The sequence below is a fragment of the Anabaena subtropica FACHB-260 genome (assembly GCF_014697105.1).
In the GTDB taxonomy this organism is placed as follows: domain Bacteria; phylum Cyanobacteriota; class Cyanobacteriia; order Cyanobacteriales; family Nostocaceae; genus Trichormus; species Trichormus subtropicus.
Genome location: NZ_JACJRF010000049.1, coordinates 12,223 through 32,811 on the forward strand (window position 1 = coordinate 12,223; position 20,589 = coordinate 32,811).

At 39.9% G+C, this 20,589-nt stretch carries 18 protein-coding genes; 5 read left to right on the top strand and 13 right to left on the bottom strand.

Annotated features, from left to right (window positions below; genetic code table 11):
- Positions 1-90: 90 nt before the first annotated feature.
- Together H6G18_RS20885 and H6G18_RS20890 are read right to left on the bottom strand one after the other, a co-directional pair.
- Positions 91-885 (bottom strand): pentapeptide repeat-containing protein, encoded by a 795-nt coding sequence (locus H6G18_RS20885; RefSeq protein WP_190409020.1) that lies wholly within the window; start codon positions 883-885, stop codon positions 91-93.
- 10 nt (positions 886-895) lie between these two features.
- Entirely contained in the window at positions 896-1,537 is a 642-nt protein-coding gene (locus H6G18_RS20890) for a hypothetical protein (RefSeq protein ID WP_190409021.1), read from the bottom strand.
- 200 nt (positions 1,538-1,737) lie between these two features.
- Between H6G18_RS20890 and H6G18_RS20895 the strand changes: the two genes are divergently transcribed.
- Positions 1,738-2,454: an HAD family hydrolase gene (locus tag H6G18_RS20895; protein WP_190409022.1), complete on the top strand. Its 717-nt coding sequence runs from the start codon at positions 1,738-1,740 to the stop codon at positions 2,452-2,454.
- A gap of 78 nt (positions 2,455-2,532) precedes the next feature.
- On the opposite strand, the gene H6G18_RS20900 is transcribed toward H6G18_RS20895, so the two are convergent.
- On the bottom strand, positions 2,533-3,159 hold the full coding sequence (locus H6G18_RS20900; RefSeq protein ID WP_190409023.1) for a CPP1-like family protein: 627 nt from the start codon (positions 3,157-3,159) through the stop codon (positions 2,533-2,535).
- 679 nt (positions 3,160-3,838) lie between these two features.
- Between H6G18_RS20900 and H6G18_RS20905 the strand changes: the two genes are divergently transcribed.
- Entirely contained in the window at positions 3,839-4,555 is a 717-nt protein-coding gene (locus H6G18_RS20905; protein WP_190409024.1) for a response regulator transcription factor, read from the top strand.
- Positions 4,556-4,904: 349 nt separating this feature from the next.
- On the opposite strand, the gene H6G18_RS20910 is transcribed toward H6G18_RS20905, so the two are convergent.
- The 3 genes from H6G18_RS20910 to H6G18_RS20920 all read right to left on the bottom strand — a co-directional run bounded on the left by H6G18_RS20910 (position 4,905) and on the right by H6G18_RS20920 (position 6,764).
- Positions 4,905-5,102 (bottom strand): DUF2811 domain-containing protein, encoded by a 198-nt coding sequence (locus H6G18_RS20910; protein ID WP_190409025.1) that lies wholly within the window; start codon positions 5,100-5,102, stop codon positions 4,905-4,907.
- A 728-nt stretch (positions 5,103-5,830) separates the two neighbouring features.
- Positions 5,831-6,481 carry a bifunctional phosphoribosyl-AMP cyclohydrolase/phosphoribosyl-ATP diphosphatase HisIE gene (hisIE, locus tag H6G18_RS20915; RefSeq protein ID WP_190409026.1) on the bottom strand — a complete coding sequence of 217 codons (651 nt, stop codon included), beginning with the start codon at positions 6,479-6,481 and terminating at the stop codon, positions 5,831-5,833.
- An 88-nt stretch (positions 6,482-6,569) separates the two neighbouring features.
- Positions 6,570-6,764, bottom strand: a complete 195-nt coding sequence (locus H6G18_RS20920; RefSeq protein WP_190409027.1) for a ChaB family protein — start codon at positions 6,762-6,764, stop codon at positions 6,570-6,572.
- 109 nt (positions 6,765-6,873) lie between these two features.
- Here H6G18_RS20920 and hemL point away from each other — a divergent pair, with 109 nt between their 5' ends.
- The gene (gene hemL, locus H6G18_RS20925) at positions 6,874-8,172 is read left to right on the top strand and encodes a glutamate-1-semialdehyde 2,1-aminomutase (RefSeq protein ID WP_190409028.1); all 1,299 of its coding nucleotides are present in this window, start codon (positions 6,874-6,876) and stop codon (positions 8,170-8,172) included.
- 74 nt (positions 8,173-8,246) lie between these two features.
- Here hemL and H6G18_RS20930 read toward each other — a convergent pair whose 3' ends face one another.
- From H6G18_RS20930 to H6G18_RS25210, 3 genes are all read right to left on the bottom strand, one after another.
- Positions 8,247-8,408: a metallothionein gene (locus H6G18_RS20930; protein ID WP_190409029.1), complete on the bottom strand. Its 162-nt coding sequence runs from the start codon at positions 8,406-8,408 to the stop codon at positions 8,247-8,249.
- A gap of 158 nt (positions 8,409-8,566) precedes the next feature.
- On the bottom strand, positions 8,567-9,040 hold the full coding sequence (locus tag H6G18_RS20935) for a hypothetical protein (RefSeq protein ID WP_313954452.1): 474 nt from the start codon (positions 9,038-9,040) through the stop codon (positions 8,567-8,569).
- Positions 9,041-9,154: 114 nt separating this feature from the next.
- The gene (locus H6G18_RS25210; protein WP_190409031.1) at positions 9,155-12,154 is read right to left on the bottom strand and encodes a C2 family cysteine protease; all 3,000 of its coding nucleotides are present in this window, start codon (positions 12,152-12,154) and stop codon (positions 9,155-9,157) included.
- A 325-nt stretch (positions 12,155-12,479) separates the two neighbouring features.
- Between H6G18_RS25210 and H6G18_RS20945 the strand changes: the two genes are divergently transcribed.
- Positions 12,480-14,051 carry a serine/threonine-protein kinase gene (locus H6G18_RS20945; RefSeq protein WP_190409032.1) on the top strand — a complete coding sequence of 524 codons (1,572 nt, stop codon included), beginning with the start codon at positions 12,480-12,482 and terminating at the stop codon, positions 14,049-14,051.
- 348 nt (positions 14,052-14,399) lie between these two features.
- On the top strand, positions 14,400-15,104 hold the full coding sequence (locus H6G18_RS20950) for an FHA domain-containing protein (RefSeq protein WP_190409033.1): 705 nt from the start codon (positions 14,400-14,402) through the stop codon (positions 15,102-15,104).
- Between the two features lie 87 nt (positions 15,105-15,191).
- Here the strand turns inward: H6G18_RS20950 and H6G18_RS20955 are convergent, their stop codons facing one another.
- The 4 genes from H6G18_RS20955 to H6G18_RS20970 form a co-directional block, all read right to left on the bottom strand.
- Complete coding sequence (locus H6G18_RS20955) at positions 15,192-16,376, bottom strand: hypothetical protein (RefSeq protein ID WP_242040425.1); 1,185 nt, start codon at positions 16,374-16,376, stop codon at positions 15,192-15,194.
- Between the two features lie 52 nt (positions 16,377-16,428).
- The gene (locus tag H6G18_RS20960; protein ID WP_242040426.1) at positions 16,429-17,490 is read right to left on the bottom strand and encodes a polysaccharide pyruvyl transferase family protein; all 1,062 of its coding nucleotides are present in this window, start codon (positions 17,488-17,490) and stop codon (positions 16,429-16,431) included.
- 429 nt (positions 17,491-17,919) lie between these two features.
- The gene (recA, locus tag H6G18_RS20965; RefSeq protein WP_190409035.1) at positions 17,920-18,996 is read right to left on the bottom strand and encodes a recombinase RecA; all 1,077 of its coding nucleotides are present in this window, start codon (positions 18,994-18,996) and stop codon (positions 17,920-17,922) included.
- A 221-nt stretch (positions 18,997-19,217) separates the two neighbouring features.
- Positions 19,218-20,381 carry an FAD-dependent oxidoreductase gene (locus tag H6G18_RS20970; RefSeq protein WP_190409036.1) on the bottom strand — a complete coding sequence of 388 codons (1,164 nt, stop codon included), beginning with the start codon at positions 20,379-20,381 and terminating at the stop codon, positions 19,218-19,220.
- Between the last annotated feature and the right edge of the window lie 208 nt (positions 20,382-20,589).

A 20,589-nucleotide genomic window follows, 5' to 3' on the forward strand; every position in this document is an offset into this window, starting at 1 on the left:
GATTCATGCTGAATTATTAAAGAGTAGAAAAAGGTAGTTCCATAAACCCTAAACTACACCCTTATGGCAGCGAAACTCCCTACTCCACGCTTACACGTCAGGCATAATTGTTTCTTGGAGATTAACACCATTGAGGTTGGCACCGTGCAAATTAGCTCCTCTCAGGTTAGCGCCACTAAGATTAGCCCCTCCTAAATTAGCACTCGTGAGATTAGCCCATGCTAAGTCAGCGCCTCTCAAGTCGGCTTCGGTTAAGTTGGCTCGAAATAAATATGCACCACCTAGATGGGCTTGATGGAGATTAGCTTTGTAGAAGTTGGCTTTGTAGAGATAAGCTTCCATAACTTCTGCTTGGTATAAATTTGCCTCGCTGAAATCAGCACCAATAAGATTAGCGGCGATGAGGTTCGCAAAACAGAAGTTAGACCGGATGAGTTTTGCTGCACCCAAATCAGCATCTCTCAAGTCAGCACCACTTAAATCAGTCCCAATCAAGTTAGCCTCCGCCAAAATAGCGCCTCTAAGATTTGCTTGACTCAAATCAGCACCAATGAGATTAGCACGGCTTAAATCTGCTTGTGTGAGTATGGCTTGACTCAAATTAGCCACACTGAAATTAGCCGTACTCAGGTTAGCCTCACTGAGTACGGCTTGGTAGAGGTTGGCACTACTGAGGTCAGCATCACTGAGGTTAGCACGCACCAGCAAAGCATGACTGAAATCGACTCGACTCAAGTTAGCTCTCTGGAGGTTTGCGCCTCTGAGGTTATTTTTTTGTAAATTAGCGGTGCTGAGGTCTGGTTCAGTTTGGGGATTTTTCTGTCTCCACTCAACCCATCTCACTGCACCTGCTTGTAATAAAGCTAGATGCTCTTGATTTGCCATTATCTCTCCTTTACTCCTGGCGACCACTCTGAGAATTACTCCGTCCGGCTACGCTTTCTATGGCTGCTCTCGCTCCCGCCGCACCTGCAAGAATATCTCTTTCTTGCCCACCTAAATACAACCTGCCAAAGCTACCTACAGCTTGAACTTCTAAGATGTTGATTGAGGCTGCTTTCTCTGCTTCATTGGCTGCTAGAGCAGCATAAGCAGCAGGCTCAACTTCTAATACGTATAAAGTTTGCCCAGCTAGTAGTAGCTGTCCTCGTCGCGTCCGGTTAATCAGTTGGGTTTGATAAGCGTCTATATTCCTGATAATTTGGCTGGAAACAATTCGCGGTTTAATACACTCTTCTCTTTTGACTCCCAGAGCAGCTAAAATCGCTTGACCCGCAGCCCGCGTTTCGCCTTGGGAACCTGAATGTACTTCCAATAAACCGTACAATCTCTCAACTACTTGCACTCCGGGGCGGACAGAGGCGGCTTTGAGGGCTATGTCGGTAATTTTATTAATTTCGATACCAGGAGAGATTTCAATCCACAGTGATGTATCTCCTGGTAATGGCAAGAAACCTTGGGCTACTGTTCCTATGTAAGCTGCGTGTTGTGGTTGCAGGCTGTCGAGAAATACGAAGCTGCGTAGTTCTATTCCCAAGGTGATGCTCTCCAGTCATGAGGGTAAGGTAATATTTCGCAATATATGAATGTAATTTAAAACTACCATAAGGCTAGTACTGCCTTTCAAATCATCGCAGGAATTACAGGTAGTAATTACTCTGACTACTGGGTATTTTGATGTTAATTTATGACAAAAGCTACAATAATATTAATATTAATTAATATTTAACTGGGGCGATGCTGAGACTAATTACTGACTTTGATGGGCCGATTATGGATGTTTCGGAAAGGTACTACCGTGTATACCTATTCTGTTTAGAAAAAACTCAATATCCAGGCCAGCCAGTACAACAATTATCTAAAGCCGAATTTTGGCAAATGAAGCGCAAGCAAGTTCCTGAAAAAGAAATTGCCCTCATTTCTGGTTTAGATGAACTACAAGCACAAGAATTTTCTCAATTGCGCCGGAAAACAGTGCATACAGAACCTTACTTTCAGTATGATATTCCCATTCCAGGCGCTTTAGATGTGTTGTTAAAGGTTCAAAAAGCTGGGGTTGATTTAGTCGTAATGACTATGCGCCGAGTTCGGGAACTAGACTATGCTTTACAAAAATATGATTTAGGTAAATTTTTCCCGGAGAATCGCTGTTATTGTCTCAGTAACGACTATGTGAAAACCCGCGATATTGAGGACAAACCTCTGTTAATGCAAAGAGCATTAGCCGAATTACCACCCGCAGCTGATACTTGGATGGTGGGAGACACCGAAGCCGACATTACGGCGGCGAAAAAGCATAATATTAAAGTGATTGCTGTAGAATCTGGTATCCGCGATCGCATTCAATTGAAAGAGTACCAGCCTGATTTAATTGTGGGAAATTTGGGTGCTGCCGTAGATATGATCTTAAAGTCAAGAACGTCTATTCCTGTATCTTCTGTTGCGAAAATCTAAACCAAGAACCCCTACCTGTGAAGGTAGGGGTTAGCTTTGGAAATATCTTGGTTGTTGTGTTTTCCGGAATAAACCGACTTAACGTAAAAAACTACTAACCAACCACAATAATATAAAAGTAAGTACTGTCGAAAACTGATTTGCTGTGATACTGATAGCGGATATTTGCGGCAAGAGCAAACTAGCAATTAGCCCACCAGCAATTAAGCCTATAATCAGACCAACCAGAGTGAATAAAACTGCTCGACCAAATCTACCTTCTTTACGATTGAGAAAGAAAATACTAATTCCTACCCCAAGTACCAACGCCAACTGCAAAACTTGATCACCAACTGCTGGGTAAAAAACGCTAATAGCGCTCAAACCCAAAAACCAAACCCCTGGCAAAATCACATCTGTCCCTGAAGGCTGATCTAATATTTTTTGCAGCCATGCAGGCGACTGCTCGCGGGGTGTTAAGTTTTCTTTAGGAGGCGATTGGACTCTTAATTCGGGAAAGCGGATACGCTCAGGAACCTTAATTTTACCTTCTTGGCGCATCCTTAAACGATCCATTAAAATCGCATCGTAAGCAGTTTCGATGATTTCTACGCTCTTACCATCGCCACTGTATTGCTCCAATAGGCGATTGCGAGCATCCTGAATCTCATCAAAGCTAGCATCCTCGGATACCCCAAGTTTTTCGTAGGGACTTTGATCGCTCATGGGAGTTTGTACTTCAGCCTTAGTCAGGGGCAGTCTTTTATCAAAGGAAACAATCTTAGGTTTTATTTCGATCGAAAACAAATGTATCGACCTAATTTTATGCCCTACCAGGATATTAACACGGGTTAGTTAGATTAACCTGTAAATTTTAACTACAACTACCTTAACATATTGCCACAACTCAGTGTATCCCCTCATGTCGTTGACCAATTCTGGCTCTACTCTAGAATTTGAACTAGGGATACCTAAGAGCTATTTTTTATGAAAAAAATAACTTTTATCTTTCAGATTTGGCGCTTTACTGTTCCCTGAACAGGTTTTCATGTTGAGCCACTCAATTAAGTAGTAGTATCCATGCGGATAAAGATTTAAAATTGAAAAGTTTTAAATTTCCACTAAACTTGAAGAGCAAATACGCTCCTTCGTTTATAAACTACCGTGGATAATCCCCAAAAATCACGGAACATCAAGTTGACAATGACAATCCCTACATTCAAATGTAGGAATTACTACTAAACTCTTCCTGGTGTCGTTATTCCGTATTGTGATTAAACTATTATGTGGATTATCAGGAAATTTACTCCTGACCCTTGTAGTTTCTTGAATATTCCCAAGTGAAAACTGCGTTTTTACGCCATACTGCTGTTAATCTTATACATTTTTGTGCAAAGTGATGGTCATGGCTCCTGCCAAGATTCTTGTAGTTGATGACGACCCTGCGGTTCGGAATTTAATCCAACGCTTTTTAATAAAGCAAAACTATCAGGTGGAGGCTGCCGAGGATGGTAAGACAGCTTTGTCTCTATTTGAGCAATTTAACCCAGATTTGGTAATTTTGGATGTAAATTTGCCAGATGTCATCGGGTTTAACCTCTGCCAAGAGATGCAAAGTCGTAATGGTGTTTTTGTTTTGATGCTGACTAGCCGTGCGGATGAAGCTGACAAGATTCGCGGCTTTGCTAAAGGTGCTGATGACTATCTCACCAAACCATTTGGTTTGGGAGAATTAGAAGTCAGAGTCGGAGCTATTTTAAGAAGACAGCGCGTTGTAACCACCGCAGAACAAAAACGTTTAACATTTGAAAAGTTGATGATTGACCCTGTACGGCGAGAGGTGACACTTAACAGCCAACCCGTACCCTTAACTGCTTTAGAATTTGACTTGTTACATTTCTTAGCTAGCCATCCTGGTCGAGTGTGGCGACGCGCCGAACTAATTCAAGAGGTCTGGGACTATGAATACGTCGGCGACCAGCGAGTTGTAGATGTACATATCGGTCAAATTCGCAAAAAAATTGAAGTGGATATTAGCCAACCAGCATTGATTCAGACTGTGCGGGGGGTCGGGTATAAATTTGAATGTCCTACACACTCCCATGTAGAGACTAATGCTTAAATAAGTAGTTCATAGTCTAGGTTGGTAATCAGCATCTCAACCTTGACTAAGTAACTCACTTGTCCGATGAACCAAATAGATTAATCAAATCGCTCAAAAACGGCCAATCAAGTTAGTATGTGAGCGATATTTTCATGTCAATTTTCGGAAAATTTAGAAGACTGATAGCAGGGGACAGGGGATAGGTTTGAAAACCTCTTGCTATCAAAAAGCTTTTGATGATTAGTTAAATGGACACACTATACCGTGTCCATTATGGGACTAAATAGGAATAGTACCGTCCGTACCAGCATTTGAGAATGTCTGGTACATTAGCTATTTGTGGCAAATCGGTACGAGACATTTCTACTTAGCAGTGATGAAATAAAGTTTCCAAGTACACACGAGCTGCACGGCGATCGCTATCTCCGTTTTGTAGTAAAAACAAGGACAGTGCTGCTGTTAAGACTCTATTTTGATCCCAATCGGGATGAGTTTCTAAGTAATTTTTCAGAGAATCATGGAGAGTTTCCGGAATTTCAGTAAAAATACTGACTGATGAATTCATAAAATAGTCCTTCTTTGAGGTCAGTCAAGGGATATGGATTGTTTGTAGTCAGCTTGTTAGCGATCAAAATCAGATAGACATCCCAGTTAGGTTTTGATGCCTACTCTTGAACAAACTACAAACCCAGGTCGAATCATTGTGCGATATGAGGGGGTGGGTTTGTCAATGCTGCGAAATGTTAAAAACGATTGTATAAAAAACAGACATGAACGAAATCATCAGGATTAAAGACCTATTTTTGTTACATTACTTAATGGAAACTCAGTCCATCTAAATTCTTCACTACCTAAATTAAAAATCCCCAGTAAGCCTGCAACAGCCTATTACCTCGTAGAGCATCTGTGGAAAACTGTCAAAAACCCTGTGGAAAGCCTGTGGAAACAGTGAGGAAAATCCTAGCAAATGATAAGAATTACAAAAACATTATCTTTTGATAACAATTAATCTCATAAAAATTGTGTGGTTATTTCCGATACACCCTCAACTCTGGTTTTTGGCGATCGCCAGATTTCTATCAGAAGTCGGTTCAGGCTTTACTGTGTTTTAGGCAGCACTTACGCACAAAAATTCTTTGTTGAAAATGGGTGTAAAGTTTTGCTCACTTACCACCTCATACCCCTCCCTTATACCCCCACTCGCGTTGTGTGGACAAAGCGTAAAAAGCCTACACCTGTCAGGTGGGGAGTAGAGAAATCTGGAGAGCAAAAAATTCTTTAATTTTGAATTATTTATTTCCGCCGTTCTTGCAACTTGCGATAAACAGCCTTTATATCTACTTGATGGTGAGCCAAAGCAACCAAAGTATGGTATAGCAAATCTGCTACTTCACCAGCGATCGCTTCTTGGTCATCATCCTTAAAAGCCATGACCACCTCAGCCGATTCTTCGCCAATCTTTTTCAAAATCTTGTTATCGCCGCCTGCAAACAACTTGCAGGTGTAGGAACTTTCTGTGGGGTGATCCCGGCGATCGCAAATTACCTGATACACTTGGGACAATGTATCTCCTGGTGGGGGAATAATTTTTCCTTCCACTTGATGAAAACAACTGCGCTCACCAGTGTGACAAGCAATATCTCCAATCTGCTCTACACCAATTAGTAGAGCATCACTATCACAGTCATAACGGATGCTCTGCACCCTCTGCGTGTGTCCAGAAGTCCCCCCCTTATGCCATAGTTCCTGACGGGAACGACTCCAAAACCACGTTTCGCCTGTATCTAAAGTCTTTTGTAATGACTCCTGATTCATCCACGCCATCATTAAGACAGTACCATCCAAGTAATCTTGGATGATTGCTGGCACTAAACCCCGCTCATCGTAGCGAATTTTGTCGATGGGGATAATATTTTGCGGTGAAAGTGAATCTATAAAAGACATACCAGCTAATTTAATGAGAATGATTCATGGTTTCACGATACCATTCTGTATAGGGCAGCTGGCATGATTTTTTTTGAGTAATCTTTTATCATCCTTGTAAAACAACGCTCTTATTCATCGCCGATTGCATTCTGACAGCGCTTAAGGCCACATGATGAGCTTTTGCAACTTCGCCATACCAATGTATGGCCGAGTTAAAAGCAGCCCGATAAAGGTCTTGATGTGCCTGTGATAATTGAGCGCGAATTTCTAAAGGCAAGTCTTCGTTGGACTTGTATAACATATTGTTATTTTTTTGGTTCTGCTTATTTTATACGATAGAAGTTCTAGACAATTTTTAACCCTATCCTCAGATAGAGCTTTTTTTAGTTGCCCACTGTTAGGAGAGACCCTTGGTAAACACCTCTATTAAAACCACAAAATCACAAGAAATCTTCGCCGCCGCCCAAAACCTCATGCCAGGTGGAGTTAGTTCCCCAGTCCGCGCTTTTAAATCTGTAGGCGGTCAACCCATAGTCTTTGATCGGGTCAAGGGAGCATATATTTGGGATGTAGATGGCAACCAATACATCGATTATGTAGGCACTTGGGGACCAGCTATTTGCGGTCATGCTCATCCAGAAGTAATTGGGGCGTTGCATGAAGCTTTAGAAAAAGGTACTAGCTTCGGTGCGCCTTCATTTTTAGAAAATGTATTGGCGGAAATGGTCATCGCTGCTGTTCCTAGCATCGAGATGGTACGATTTGTCAACTCAGGGACAGAAGCTTGTATGGCCGTGTTGCGGCTCATGCGGGCTTTTACTAACCGCGAGAAAGTCATCAAATTTGAAGGCTGTTATCACGGACACGCGGATATGTTCCTAGTCAAAGCAGGCTCTGGTGTAGCTACACTAGGTTTACCCGATTCCCCTGGTGTGCCGAAAGCGGCAACTAGCAGCACTCTTACAGCCCCATATAATGACCTGGAAGCTGTCAAAGCTTTATTTGCAGAAAACCGCGATCAAATTGCTGGGGTAATTCTGGAGCCTATTGTTGGTAACGCTGGGTTTATTACTCCCGAAGCTGGCTTTTTAGAAGGCTTGCGGGAACTAACTCACGAGCATGGGGCTTTACTCGTGTTTGATGAGGTGATGACTGGTTTCCGCATTGCTTATGGCGGTGTTCAAGAAAAGTTTGGCGTAACGCCCGACTTGACAACATTAGGTAAAGTCATCGGTGGTGGTTTGCCAGTGGGAGCTTATGGTGGTCGTCGGGATATCATGTCAATGATTGCTCCTGCGGGGCCTGTGTATCAAGCAGGAACACTTTCTGGTAATCCCCTAGCCATGACAGCCGGGATTAAAACCCTGGAATTGCTACAAAAGCCCGGTACTTATGATTATCTAGAGCAGATTACCAAGAAGTTAGCAGATGGTTTACTCAAAGTTGCTCATGAAACTGGTCATGCAGCTTGTGGTGGTAACATCAGCGCCATGTTTGGCTTATTCTTCACCTCCGGCCCTGTGCATAATTACGAAGATGCGAAAAAGTGTGACACAGGTAAATTTGGGCGCTTCCATCGTGGTATGTTAGAGCGTGGTGTTTACTTAGCGCCTTCCCAATTCGAGGCTGGTTTTACTTCTTTGGCGCACACTGATGAAGATATTGACCAGACTATTGCGATCGCCCGCGAGGTTCTATCTAGTCTCTAAGTATTGAGTACTGAGTCGTGAGTGCTGAGTAACTACCGTAACTCAGCACTCATGATTGGAAAACTAGAACTAATTTAACATCCACAACCTTTATGGTTACAACCTTTTATGGTTTTGTGACCTTCAGCGCAGCCTTCGGAACAGTAGTATTTACCCTCTTTGTTGATGGCATCTTCTATGGAAATGATACACAAGCAACTTGGGCAAGCACATTTTAGTTGAGTTACGGTTGACATAATTATTCCCTCTGTATTTATCTGTAATTACACTACAATACATGAATAGCTGTTCATGTATTGGTTAATAAATTGTAATATTGGGTCAAATACAGAGATACTAAGAAATAAAGCGATCGCCTTCATCCATCATTTAGTGATGGTGTTCTGCCTCAAGCTCAAAGATTAGGCACAACATCTAATATTTGAGACTCTGCACTATAACTTTTCCCATTAAATTCGTAGGTGAAGACAGCTTTGACTTTTTTTGCACCACCAAAGCCTTGAGCATTAGTCAGATGAAAACCTTGCTCAAAAATTTGTAGTCCAGCTAAATTTAATGGCTGCACCACCTGAGAAATCAAAATTTTATTATTATCAGCTTGCGTAATCTCTACTTTTTTCGCATTGATCTGGAGATTTTCGAGAGTGTAATTTTCTAGCCTCAACCTAACAACAGCATGACCAACCGGATAATTTTTCGATGCACCAGGAGGGGGTGTCAAGGCTTCATATACTTCCAAAAGATTGACATTCAAACTTAAGGGAGCCTTTTGGGCATTTTTTAACATAATTGGTGTTTGAATGGGTAATTCAGGCTGGGGTGAAGAAGCCAGTGTAACAGAGGCTATCAAGAGAGCAAAATCTAACACACAGACCTCCATGAATTTGCTTGCTATTATATTTCAAGACGCAAGCCTAACCAGAAAGTTGTGTATTTGAATAGGCCGAGGCAGTGAATTAATCTGTGTCAAATTATGTTGAATTTAAGCGAAGGCGATCGCATAAAAACTGCTCCTATATTCAGAAAAAGATAAATCAATAAATCCATCGTTTGGAGATCCGCTAGAAAGACGACCACTCTGATTATCTACACCCCAGGGATTACGCACTACAATTCTTTGTTGTCCTGTATTAGTGGTATAGGCATTTGTCAGCGTGTAAGCATGACTAGGAACTGTATAAGATGTGTAATAGCTTTGAGAACCTAACTGTATAGCTTGACCACTTTGTAGTGCATTCACTATTTGATTGAAAGTTATACTGCTAACATAATATGGGGTTGCTGTACGTCCTGTGACGAACTGGAGCGGACGATTTACCGAATCACCATTACCAATTAAATCATAACCAGGTGCGCCTTCTCTCCATTCACGCCACTGAGCATAAGCCCGTTCAACTAGTGGAGACCAAAGTACATTAGCAGGGTTATTCGGATTTGCACTACCATTAGCCCTAGCACCAAATAACTCACCGTTAAAAGTAGCCAAGCGACGATCAACAGTTACCCAGTTAGGAGTGCTATTAGAGTAGAAGCGAATAGTGTATGTATTATCACCATTGTCAATAATCATACTGTCAATTATTGAACTGCGCTGATTGCCAGAATCATTAGATTGGGGAGCAAAAGTCGCACCTAACGCTCCCAGGAAAGCACAATCACCCCAATTACCTTGGTCAATATCACCAATCTGAGCGCGTCCAGAGCTACCAAATAAGTTACCTTGTGCTTGTACGTAAGTGAGATTGTAAGTTCTACCTGCGATTTGATCTGTAAACCTGGCTGTGGGAGCAATAGTTCCTAAAAACCAACGCCCCAGCACATTCAACTCAAAGGTGCTGGCAGACATATTGACAGTTGCACCTTCAGATACTCTGGTAGACAGGAACTCTACATAATCTGGCATCCGAAAACGTGTACTGTTACTAACTAATCTCCTTAAATCTGCGACCTCGTTAGCATCGATTACAGAATCATCTTGAGCATTACGAAAGATCGCCAACATATCATTGCGATCAAGCGTGCCATCACCTGCTCTGTTCCGAATTATTTCCCGTAGTCCAGCATCAACGATATTTTGGCTGTACCAATCTTGTGTTGGTGATGGTGATGGTGATGCAGATGATGTGGTAGTCAGAGTGTATGAGCCTGTTTCATTAGTAAAGTAACTACTAACTTGAATGCGGTAGTTGATTCCAGACTGGACAGTAAAAGTTAGCTCAGAGTTGGTACTGTCTCCTGAATCATCATTAGAGAGAATTGTTGAACCATTACTGGCATTGACCAAATAGAGATAAGTGTCAAATGTAGAAGAGTTTAAATTAATGCGAATTTGTTGACCAGTAGTTACTCCCGTTAATTGATAAAAATCTGAGTAATAACCATTACTCAATGTATCAGTGGTGTCTAGAGAACCAGTCACTGATTGATTAGAGCCAATACTCGCATTACCTGATGTGGTTGTAGTCAGAGTATAGTTACCAGTGTCTTGAGCAAAATAACTAGCAATACGGATGATATAGTTAACTCCAGATTGAACTGTAAAGATTAATTCAGAATTAGTTGTGCCATTAGCGTCATCGTTATAGTCAATGACTTCTCCCGTAGAGCTATTTATTAGTTGTAGATAGGTGTCAAAAAAGTTAGCGCTTAGATTCACTCGTACTTGTTGACCAGCAGTAACCCCAGTCAAACTATAGTCATCACGATAACTACCTTGGCGGGTGGGGTTATCAAAGTCAGTACTACTTAAAGTACCACTACGAGATTGATTAGCTCCTATAGAACCAACGATCGCACTACTGGCAGCAGCAATTAATGTATAGTCTCCTACTGCTTGAGCGCCATAACTACTAGTACGAACAATATATTCAACTCCTGATTGGACTGTGAAAGTCAGTTGTGAGTTAAGTCCAAAACCAGAGTCATCATCTTCAGCAATTACTCGTCCCGTTGTTGCATTCACCAGTTGTAGATAAGCATCAAAACCTGCATTCAAATTCAATTGGATCTGCTGACCGGCTGCAATACCGAATAAACGATAATCATCACTATAGCTACCAAGACGGGTAGGATTTGGGCGATCGCTCGTAGATAAACTAGCACTAACAGTTTGGCTTCCTGTTTGCAGATTGATAGCTCCTGTCGAGACTTCTGCACCAGTCAAAAAACTTCCATACTCATTTCCACGTCTTCCTTCTCTCTGACCTGAGGTAATAAAGTGGTTGTATGCTTGGGAGTAGTTGGCACCAAATACTGCTCTCAGGTCACTATTATTGTTCAAATAGTATCTGACATTGAACGAGAAGGACGATGCTCGTCCCTCACGTAAACCATTGAGTTGAAAGTGGTTATATAACTGCTGATTGTTTAAACCTGCGGCTGCTAAATCTGAGTTGACGCTGCGATAGTAATTAACATTAAAAGTATTAGAATAATCCCGCCCTTCATTCACTCCAGCTAACTCCAAGTGATATAGCAAAAACAGTCGGAAACCTGGGACTGTTCCTACTTCAAATGGTCTTCTACCCACAGCTTGAGCAAAGGCGGTTGGTAAATCGGGGTTATAACTTGCGTAGCGATTGATGTCGAAAAAGGGCGAAAATCTTCGTCCTTCTTCCACACCATAGCTACTGAGGTGATTCAAGGCTTGTTCCCGATTACCTCGAAAGGCTTGATTCAGGTCGGAGTTAGAAGCTAAATAGAAATCAATATCTACGAACTCTGAAAACCTTCTTCCGTCAGCCACGCCATTGTTTTGCAGATGGTTCAATAATTGCTGGTTGGTTCTTAACCCTGCTGCTGCTAAGTCAGGGTTGCTGGCGCGGTATAAGGAGAGATTAACAAAAGGTGAAAAGGAGCGTCCCTCATTCAATCCATGATTTTGGAAGTGAGACTGTAGTTGTGCATCTGTGATTAAGCCTGCTGCTGCTAGATCAGAATTGGCAACTCGGTAGAAATTCGCATTAAAAAAATTAACAGGCACAGATATACTCCTTTTTTGTGTCAGTTAAAAGATTATATATACGTAAAATAACGTAAGAAATAAAATTTAAAAATATACTTACGTAGAAAAATAGCGATCGCTATGGCAATTTGAGTCAAATATCTCATCTCGACACTATCTATCAGCATCGGTATAATAAGTTATTCAATTATGCGAATTTCTTTACATAATCTAGGTATAGCTTTAGAAAGTCTTTAAAGGAGTTCCAGCAAAAATGACCTAGTTAAAGTTGATTTTGTATCTCAATAATTGAAACAGAGCATAACGCTTTCTATTATTTATTCGTGCAGCGAGTTGACAGTGCATGAGCTACTGCATAAATCCTACTTGTCCAAATCCAGAAAATGTGGCTTTTAGCCAAAGGTGTGAGGCTTGTGGCTCACGGCTACTGTTGCGCGATCGTTATCGGGTGGTCAAACCATTGGGTCAAGGTGGCTTCGGTGCAACCTTTTTAGCCCATGATCAAATCTTGCCAGGGGAACCAAGTTGTGTGATTAAACAACTACGTCCCTCAGGAACAGCACCACACGTTTTGCAAATGGCGCGAGAATTATTTGAGCGAGAGGCTAAAACCTTAGGCACAATCGGCAATCATCCCCAAGTGCCGCGATTATTGGACTTTTTTGAGGAGCAAGAACAATTCTATTTAGTTCAAGAATACATCAGTGGTTCTACTCTTCAACAGGAAGTCAAGCTTAATGGTACTTTGAGCGAGGCTGGTGTTAAGCAATTTTTAAGTGAGATTCTACCGTTAGTACAATACATCCATGAACATAAAGTAATTCATCGTGATATTAAACCAGCTAACTTAATTCGCCGTTCTCAAGATGCCAGAATGGTACTGATTGACTTTGGCGCGGTCAAAAACCAAGTCAGTCAAGCGATTACAAACCAATCAGCACATACAGCATTGACTGCCTATGCAATTGGTACGCCTGGTTTTGCGCCTCCAGAGCAAATGGCGATGCGTCCAGTTTACGCTAGTGATATTTACGCCTTAGGCGTAACTTGTGTATATCTGCTGACAGGAAAAACACCTAAAGATTTAGATTACAATCCCACAACAGGCGAAGTGATGTGGGAACATTTGGTTCAAGCAAGTGACCACTTGATTAGTGTGTTGCGGAAAATGTTGGATGTATCGGTACGTAATCGCTACCAGTCAGCAACAGAAGTGCTAAAAGCTCTAGAAATAGAGCCATATTTGGAAAGTTTGGCTCAGGGATTACTCGTTAAATCAGATAAAGAGCAAATACCCCATCGTCCAGAAGATTCTGCGGTTTTATCTAGCAACTATTCTGCGGCGGCTACTGGTATAGGTGTAGCACAGGTAGCTGCCGCAATTCGAGCCAGAAGGGCTAAAGATGCAGCAGCAAAGTTACCAATGTTGCCTAACAGCAACAGTCATGGTAACGGGTTGCCGACTCAACAATCTAGGGTTGGGCGTAGATTAGATAGTCAAACTTTAATGAAAGCTTATCTTAAGGGGAGACGAGATTTTGCTCTTCACAATTTAAATTTACTCAATCTCCAAGGTGCTGATTTATCAGAAACAAATTTTCATTCTGCTCAATTACAAAACACTAATCTTCAAGGAGCTAACCTCCATAATAGTGATTTTGGCAGAGCTAGTTTGACACGCGCTAATCTCAGAGACGCTAATTTAAGTAAAGCTTACTTCAATCATGCCGATTTAGAAGGAGCAGACCTGCGCGGTGCAGACCTCAGCCATGCTTATCTCACTAATGCTAATCTCCGGGGAGCTAATTTGTGTGGTGCTAATCTTACAAGTGCAAAAGTTACTGATGAGCAATTAGCATTAGCGAAAACTAACTGGATGACTATACGTCCTAACGGTAAAAGAGGTTTGTTATAATTGGATAATTTAAATAAGATAACAATAATTACTAATTATAATTCCTGAATTTTCATTAATTAAATAATATGAACTTGAAAAGATGGCTATGACAGTGTATGAAGTAATCTTAGTAAGTCAAAACTAGTTTTAATCTAGGAAATAATCTATAGAACTTGTGAAAAATAGTTCAGTATCCAGAATCCATTAGTCAGGGTTAGACTCGCAAATAATTATAGACTGCTAAATTCTCAATTTAACAGTGGTTTTATTTATACAGAATAGTCTGCGGCAAAGATACACCTGTATATGCTTATTTTAATTCTAAATTCTGTTTGATAATTAACTAACAAAAGTAGCTATAAATATATGTTGCACTCTCAAGATACAGGTATAAAATTTCAGTTAAAAAACCAGGATATAGAAAAACGTTTGAGTTTATATCAAATATTTATTTCTTTGTATGAACGTCATAGTAATCTTCTGAATGAAATTCTTCAATTAGACAATATATCTCAGTCATCATGGATTAGTAAAAAGCCGTATTATGTACAAGGGGTAGTGAATGACTCAGCTATCTATGTTATCACCAACCTATGTGACAATCAAACACAAACTTTACAACAACTACAAAATATTTGGACGATAGGACGCGATCACAGTAATGGCATTTGCACTTACGATAAACTTTTATCTCGTCATCATGCGGCTATCCAATATATTGAAAATCAAGGCTTTTTATTGATAGATTTACAAAGTACAAATGGTTCTTTTGTGAATGGAGAACCAGTTTATCAACCAGTCTATCTCAAAGATGGCGATCGCGTCCGCTTAGGGAGTTTAACTTTTGATTTTTTCTTAAATCATAACTGCCGGATGCTACCAACATTAGCAGGAGATTTACTAAAACAAATGATGCTACCAAAACAGAATGATTCCAGTGAAAACTCAGATAATACTTTACAAATTCCCATAGATTCTAAATATGTAGAAAATTTAAAATATGGAGAATATGATTTAAGCTCTGAGCAAAAAGTCGATATTTTAGATCAATTTTTTCAGAGACAAGCATAATTAAATATTGAAATAAAGCTAGGCTAGTCTAGCTTTGTTTAAGCACTAGCAAAGAAAAGCAATCGTTCAAATCATATTTCTTATTTCTTAATTATTAATAAAATTTTTCTTGATGTTGTTGAATTGTTTTTGTATATTACTAGGTAAATGTTTTTTTAAGAAAATTCTTAACTGATTGTGTTGGATACATTTTTCTAATGCTTGAACCCAACTATCTGATATACCGACAGATTTTGCAGTTTTAAGAGTATCTTTAAGAGCATCCAACTGAGCGCCTTTTACCTTCATTCGTAAAATCTGATCTTCTGTAACATCTTTCTCAAAACAAGCAGGTAAATCCATACCTAAAATCCGAAAGTGAAGAATATTCCGGATACATTTTTCACAACGACAACAGTTGCGATCTTTTTGATCTCCTTGCCAACAAACTCTCAAGTTTTGTAATACTTCTTGGCTATTTGCAATGGCTCTGATCTTCTCTAAACGGGTAAAGGCTGCACCATCATGAATAATCCGAAAACTATTGCTTGATAGCAAATGATCTGTGACTGGATTAGAAGGATAAAGACGGGAAGGCTCATTATAATAAGAAGAACTAGGAATTAAACCTGCTGTATATCCACGTTGTAGCAAGCTAAGACAAGACGCAAGTGCTGTTACATAAGTATTTTCCCAATTTAATTTAGTAAATAGACGTAAATTAGTTGTCATTGTTATTAATTCTGCACCCACACTAGACAGGATTTTTTTTGATTTAGCAACTGCATTATTAAAAACTTCTTTTTCTTCCAAAGGGATATCAAATCCGTGTATCATCAATCCTGCTTGTAAGTTGCGTTGTATTTTAACTAAATTATGGGTGCGATGTTGAAATACAGTAAAGCAGCTATCTAAACCTCCAGAAAAAGTACTAACAATTTTGTCTAAATCTGTATTTTTAGCTGGTTCTTTTACAACTTCTGCATGAATATCAACTAATTTGTAAACATTTGGTCTCCAAGAACACCAAGCAGCTTGAAATTCTGCCAAATTTTGTAAAAGAGATGGAGAAACTTCACCATGAATAATTAAATTTTTATCCTGTTTCATGGCGATTAAGATGGTTGCCAGGACAAAAGGATCACAACTTTGAGTAATTATCTTTTTATGTTCTACAGGTATCTGAAACCAAAGAGTATCAATTTTTTTTTGCGAGTTTTCAACAGTAACATTTATTGTTAATTTACCTTCGTTCTCAACTATTGGCTCTTGCCATACATGAATTTTACTCATTAGAACACACCCTGATTTTGTAAAAATACTGATAAAAGAGTTAATCTGAATATCAAATTTCCACTTTTTCTTGTTGGATTCTCCCTGGCTCACTTGATTCCAATACTTGCTGAATGGCAATTTTTATCTGAGAAGTATCTTTGACAAATTTACAGAATGGAATCTGCTTTGTCCAAGCCTCGTAAAAAGATTCATTTTTGTAGTAACTGTTTGGAAAGAAAATATGAGGTATTTTTAAAAGTGTAGAGAGAATATGCCCATGTAATCGGTTAGTTATTACTAGCTTATGTTGCTGGAGTTGGTAAATGCCACTGTGCATCAAACTCCATGAATACTGGTGCATTTTTGGATTGTATAATTCTTGGAAAATATTAGTATATGGATGCAAGTATTGCCATTTTTGTCTAGAAAGCCAATCAGATGGATTTGCCAAGCCTTTTTGCCATCCTTCTCTAAATAAAGCAGATCCATAACGTATAAGTAGGTTGTCAGGATGTCCTACTTTCCATTGATATGAAACCCAATCATCAATTTTTAAGTTGGGAATATCCCACATATTTTCTGTAAATTCTTGATTTAGTTCTTTATCTTGTCTACAAAGATATAGAATCGAGGATTTGGGAGAAACAATATTATTAATGCCTGGTAAATCAGTCATTTGAAAAGCCATATCCGGGGCTTTAAAAATCTGACATTTATCAAAAGCGTCCCTTGCTAACTTGTAACTATAATCATCACGGGTAAATATAGTTAAATTAGGATGACGATTAAAGATGTCTGCTGCTTTTTTTAAATTCGCAGAATCATGAAAATATATACTTTGGGGTAAAATGACGATTGGGCGATCGCGATACGTAGAAATAATGTATTCCCGAAAATTCTGATAATCAGGCCATAAATCTCCTAGATTTCCTCCTCCCGTAAGAACTATAGGGGAGTTATTAGCTTTCTCTTTTAAAGTGATAGGAGAAAAATCACCCACACTAGAGGCATATTGTATTTTTACGCCTTTAACTTTAGTTAAATAGAATACACCGCCCAGCCATATTAAGTGATCTCCTATGTTGGGATATGCTGGATAGTCTAGGAATGCACATGATTTAAAATTCTCCATTTGCCCTAAGGATTTGTGCAAATATTCCTTCAGTTGATGATTTGTATAAATTGTCATATTCTTCGCAGTATAAACAACTTAGTAGAAGTACTATCAGTACCTACTTAGATATCATACTCATATTTCATTTATAAACAAAGTAATTTCTTAATTTATTTATCTAAAGTTTATAGTTGTATGATTGCTGCAAGTTATAAAACAGTACTCATGAAAAATTTAAATTTACAGTAAGAAAATTTTACTATTTACGTAAGAGCTTTATAATTAATTCAATTAATAGCGACATCTCATTAATTTAATGAAACTCATAAAAATCCATAAATTAAAAGATTACTCCATCTGGAGTAATCTTTTGATGAATAGCAGTATTATGTGATCATGTTCAGACTAACTTGGTGTGATTAACGTTCAAATATCACACCATCAATATTATTCTTCCTCTTCTACATCATCATCATCTTCTTCGTCTTCGTTGTTTTTAGCTACAGAGTTTGCGGAAACAACAGCTCCTTTATCTAATTTTTCACGCACCTGTTGTTTAATTTGTTCACTGAATTCTGGTTTTTCTTCTAGGTATTTGATAGCGTTATCTCGGCCTTGAGAAATATTATCGCCGTTATAACTGTACCAAGCTCCTTTACGGATGAGAATACCAGTTTCTTCAGCTAAATCGACTAAACAACCGATAGTCGAAACTCCTTTACCAAAAATAATGTCAAATTCCGCGATTCTAAAAGGTGGTGCAACTTTATTTTTGGCAACTTTGACTTTAACTCGGTTACCAAATTCATCAGTACCTTTTTTCAAGGTTTGAATACGACGAATATCTAAGCGTACTGAAGCATAGAACTTCAATGCGTTACCACCAGTTGTTGTTTCTGGGCTACCGTAGGTGACACCAATTTTTTGTCGCAACTGGTTAATGAAAATGACTGTGCAACCAGATTTACCGATGTTGCCAGTAATTTTGCGTAGAGCTTGGCTCATGAGTCTTGCTTGTAAACCGACGTGAGCATCACCCATATCACCTTCGATTTCTGCACGGGGAACCAACGCTGCTACTGAGTCAATTACTACAATATCAACGGCGGCGGAGCGCACCAATTGATCAACAATTTCCAATGCTGATTCGCCAGTGTCAGGTTGGGAAACCAGTAAGTTTGCGATATCTACACCCAAGGCTGCGGCGTAGGTGGGGTCTAGGGCGTGTTCAGCATCAACAAAGGCAGCAATTCCGCCTTCTCTTTGCACTTCTGCGATCGCATGGAGTGCTACTGTTGTTTTACCGGAACTTTCCGGGCCATAAATCTCAATCACCCGCCCCTTGGGTAAACCGCCACCCAAAGCTAAATCCAAGGTGAGCGCTCCTGTAGAAATTGTTTCTACCCGCATCCGGGTAGCATCACCCAGGCGCATGATTGCTCCTTTACCGAAGCTGCGCTCAATTTGGTTAAGTACCATAGTCAGCGCTTTTTGCTTGCCAGAAGTATCGGTATTGATAGCCATTCCTGCCTCTAAAATATATGGATTTAAGTAGTTTGGGGTTTGGAGTTTGAGTAGAACAGATATACTATTTTAGCCGGAAAATTCTAGTATAGGACTTCTCAAATTAAAAAGTAACTTTGACAAGATCGTAACCCAATCACTACCTAATTGGGGTAGCTTTACATAATGAGTACTGAGTTCAAATTCTCCTCTTGTTCCTCTGCTCCCTTGATTTGAGTTCCTCATCTAAATTTTTGCATGAAGCGACGGTCTATCCAATCTTTCCACTGCCAGAATAGTTGGTGTGGTGGTAAAGTAATACAACCTCTGGTGGCGATCGCTCTTTTGTCACCTGTACCAATTAACATTAAATATTGTTGCTGTGGCTTGTAGGGTTTGAGCGACTGTCCCCATAACATCCGCCGCAAGTTTTCAAATAAGGGCTTACCCTGGCGTACAGCAAATACCCCTGCCTTTGGACGGGGATGATGAATCATTGTGGCGATGTCCCCGGCTGCAAATACCTCTGGGTGCGTTGGTGATTGTAATGTGTCCTCAACTAAAATAAAGCCTCGCTCATCAGTGGCTAATCCTGTGGTTTTTAACCAGTGGGGGGCTGAGGCTTGGGTTACCCAAAAAATTTTGTGGCATTTTACTTTTATGCCAGATTCACATTGAATGTCTAATAATTCTTCAATTTTGTTGTCGGCAGATGGTGCAATTTGACAAACTGTTTCCCCTAAGTGTAAGTTAATGCCGCGCCTAATTAAAATTTGCTTGACCTGACGTTGCACTGATGGGTGATGGTGAGACATCAGTTCAGGTTGGCGATGAAATAAATGAATTTCTAGATTATTCAGGGGTTGTTGGGCTTGTTGTAAGATGCGCTGTAGATGTGTTTGCATTGATAGCGCCAGTTCCACGCCACCAGCACCACCGCCGGCGATCGCAATACTCCGCTTGATTTGAGGATTTTGAGCTACACTGTCTAGTAACTGATACCAATGCTCTAGTAATTGAGATACTGGTTTAGCAGGAATTGCATATTCTGCTGCACCGGATACAGATATTGTGGCTGGAGTGCTGCCAATATCAATAGACAGTAAGTCGAAATCTACCGCCGGACGGTTAGCACAAATTACTTTGTGGTTTTTTAAATCTAGGTCAATGACTTTATCGATATACAACTGCGCTTGAGCAAAGTTAGCTAATCTTTGCAAGTCAATATGGCATTCGTCACGACTGTAAACACCAGAAATATGTCCTGGTAACATTCCAGAATATGGTGTATCTGAAGCTAGTGTTATTAAAGTTAAACTTACTCCGGGTAGAGGTTTCATGCCGAACATTCTGAGTACAATGACATGACTGTGACCTCCACCAATTAGTACTAAATTCTGCTGCATCTATTTGTAATTTAAATAATAGTGATTTGTCTGTAGTTAGTAATTGCAGTATTTTTTACACAACTATAAGGTCAAATTGTTAGCTTTTGGATAATGGATGATTTATCTATAACAATCCGATTTGATTTTTGTGAACGTAGCCTGCGCTTGTGCTTAAAAATCTAAGTATATGTAGGGTGGGCAATGCCAACGTCACTACTCTCAACCC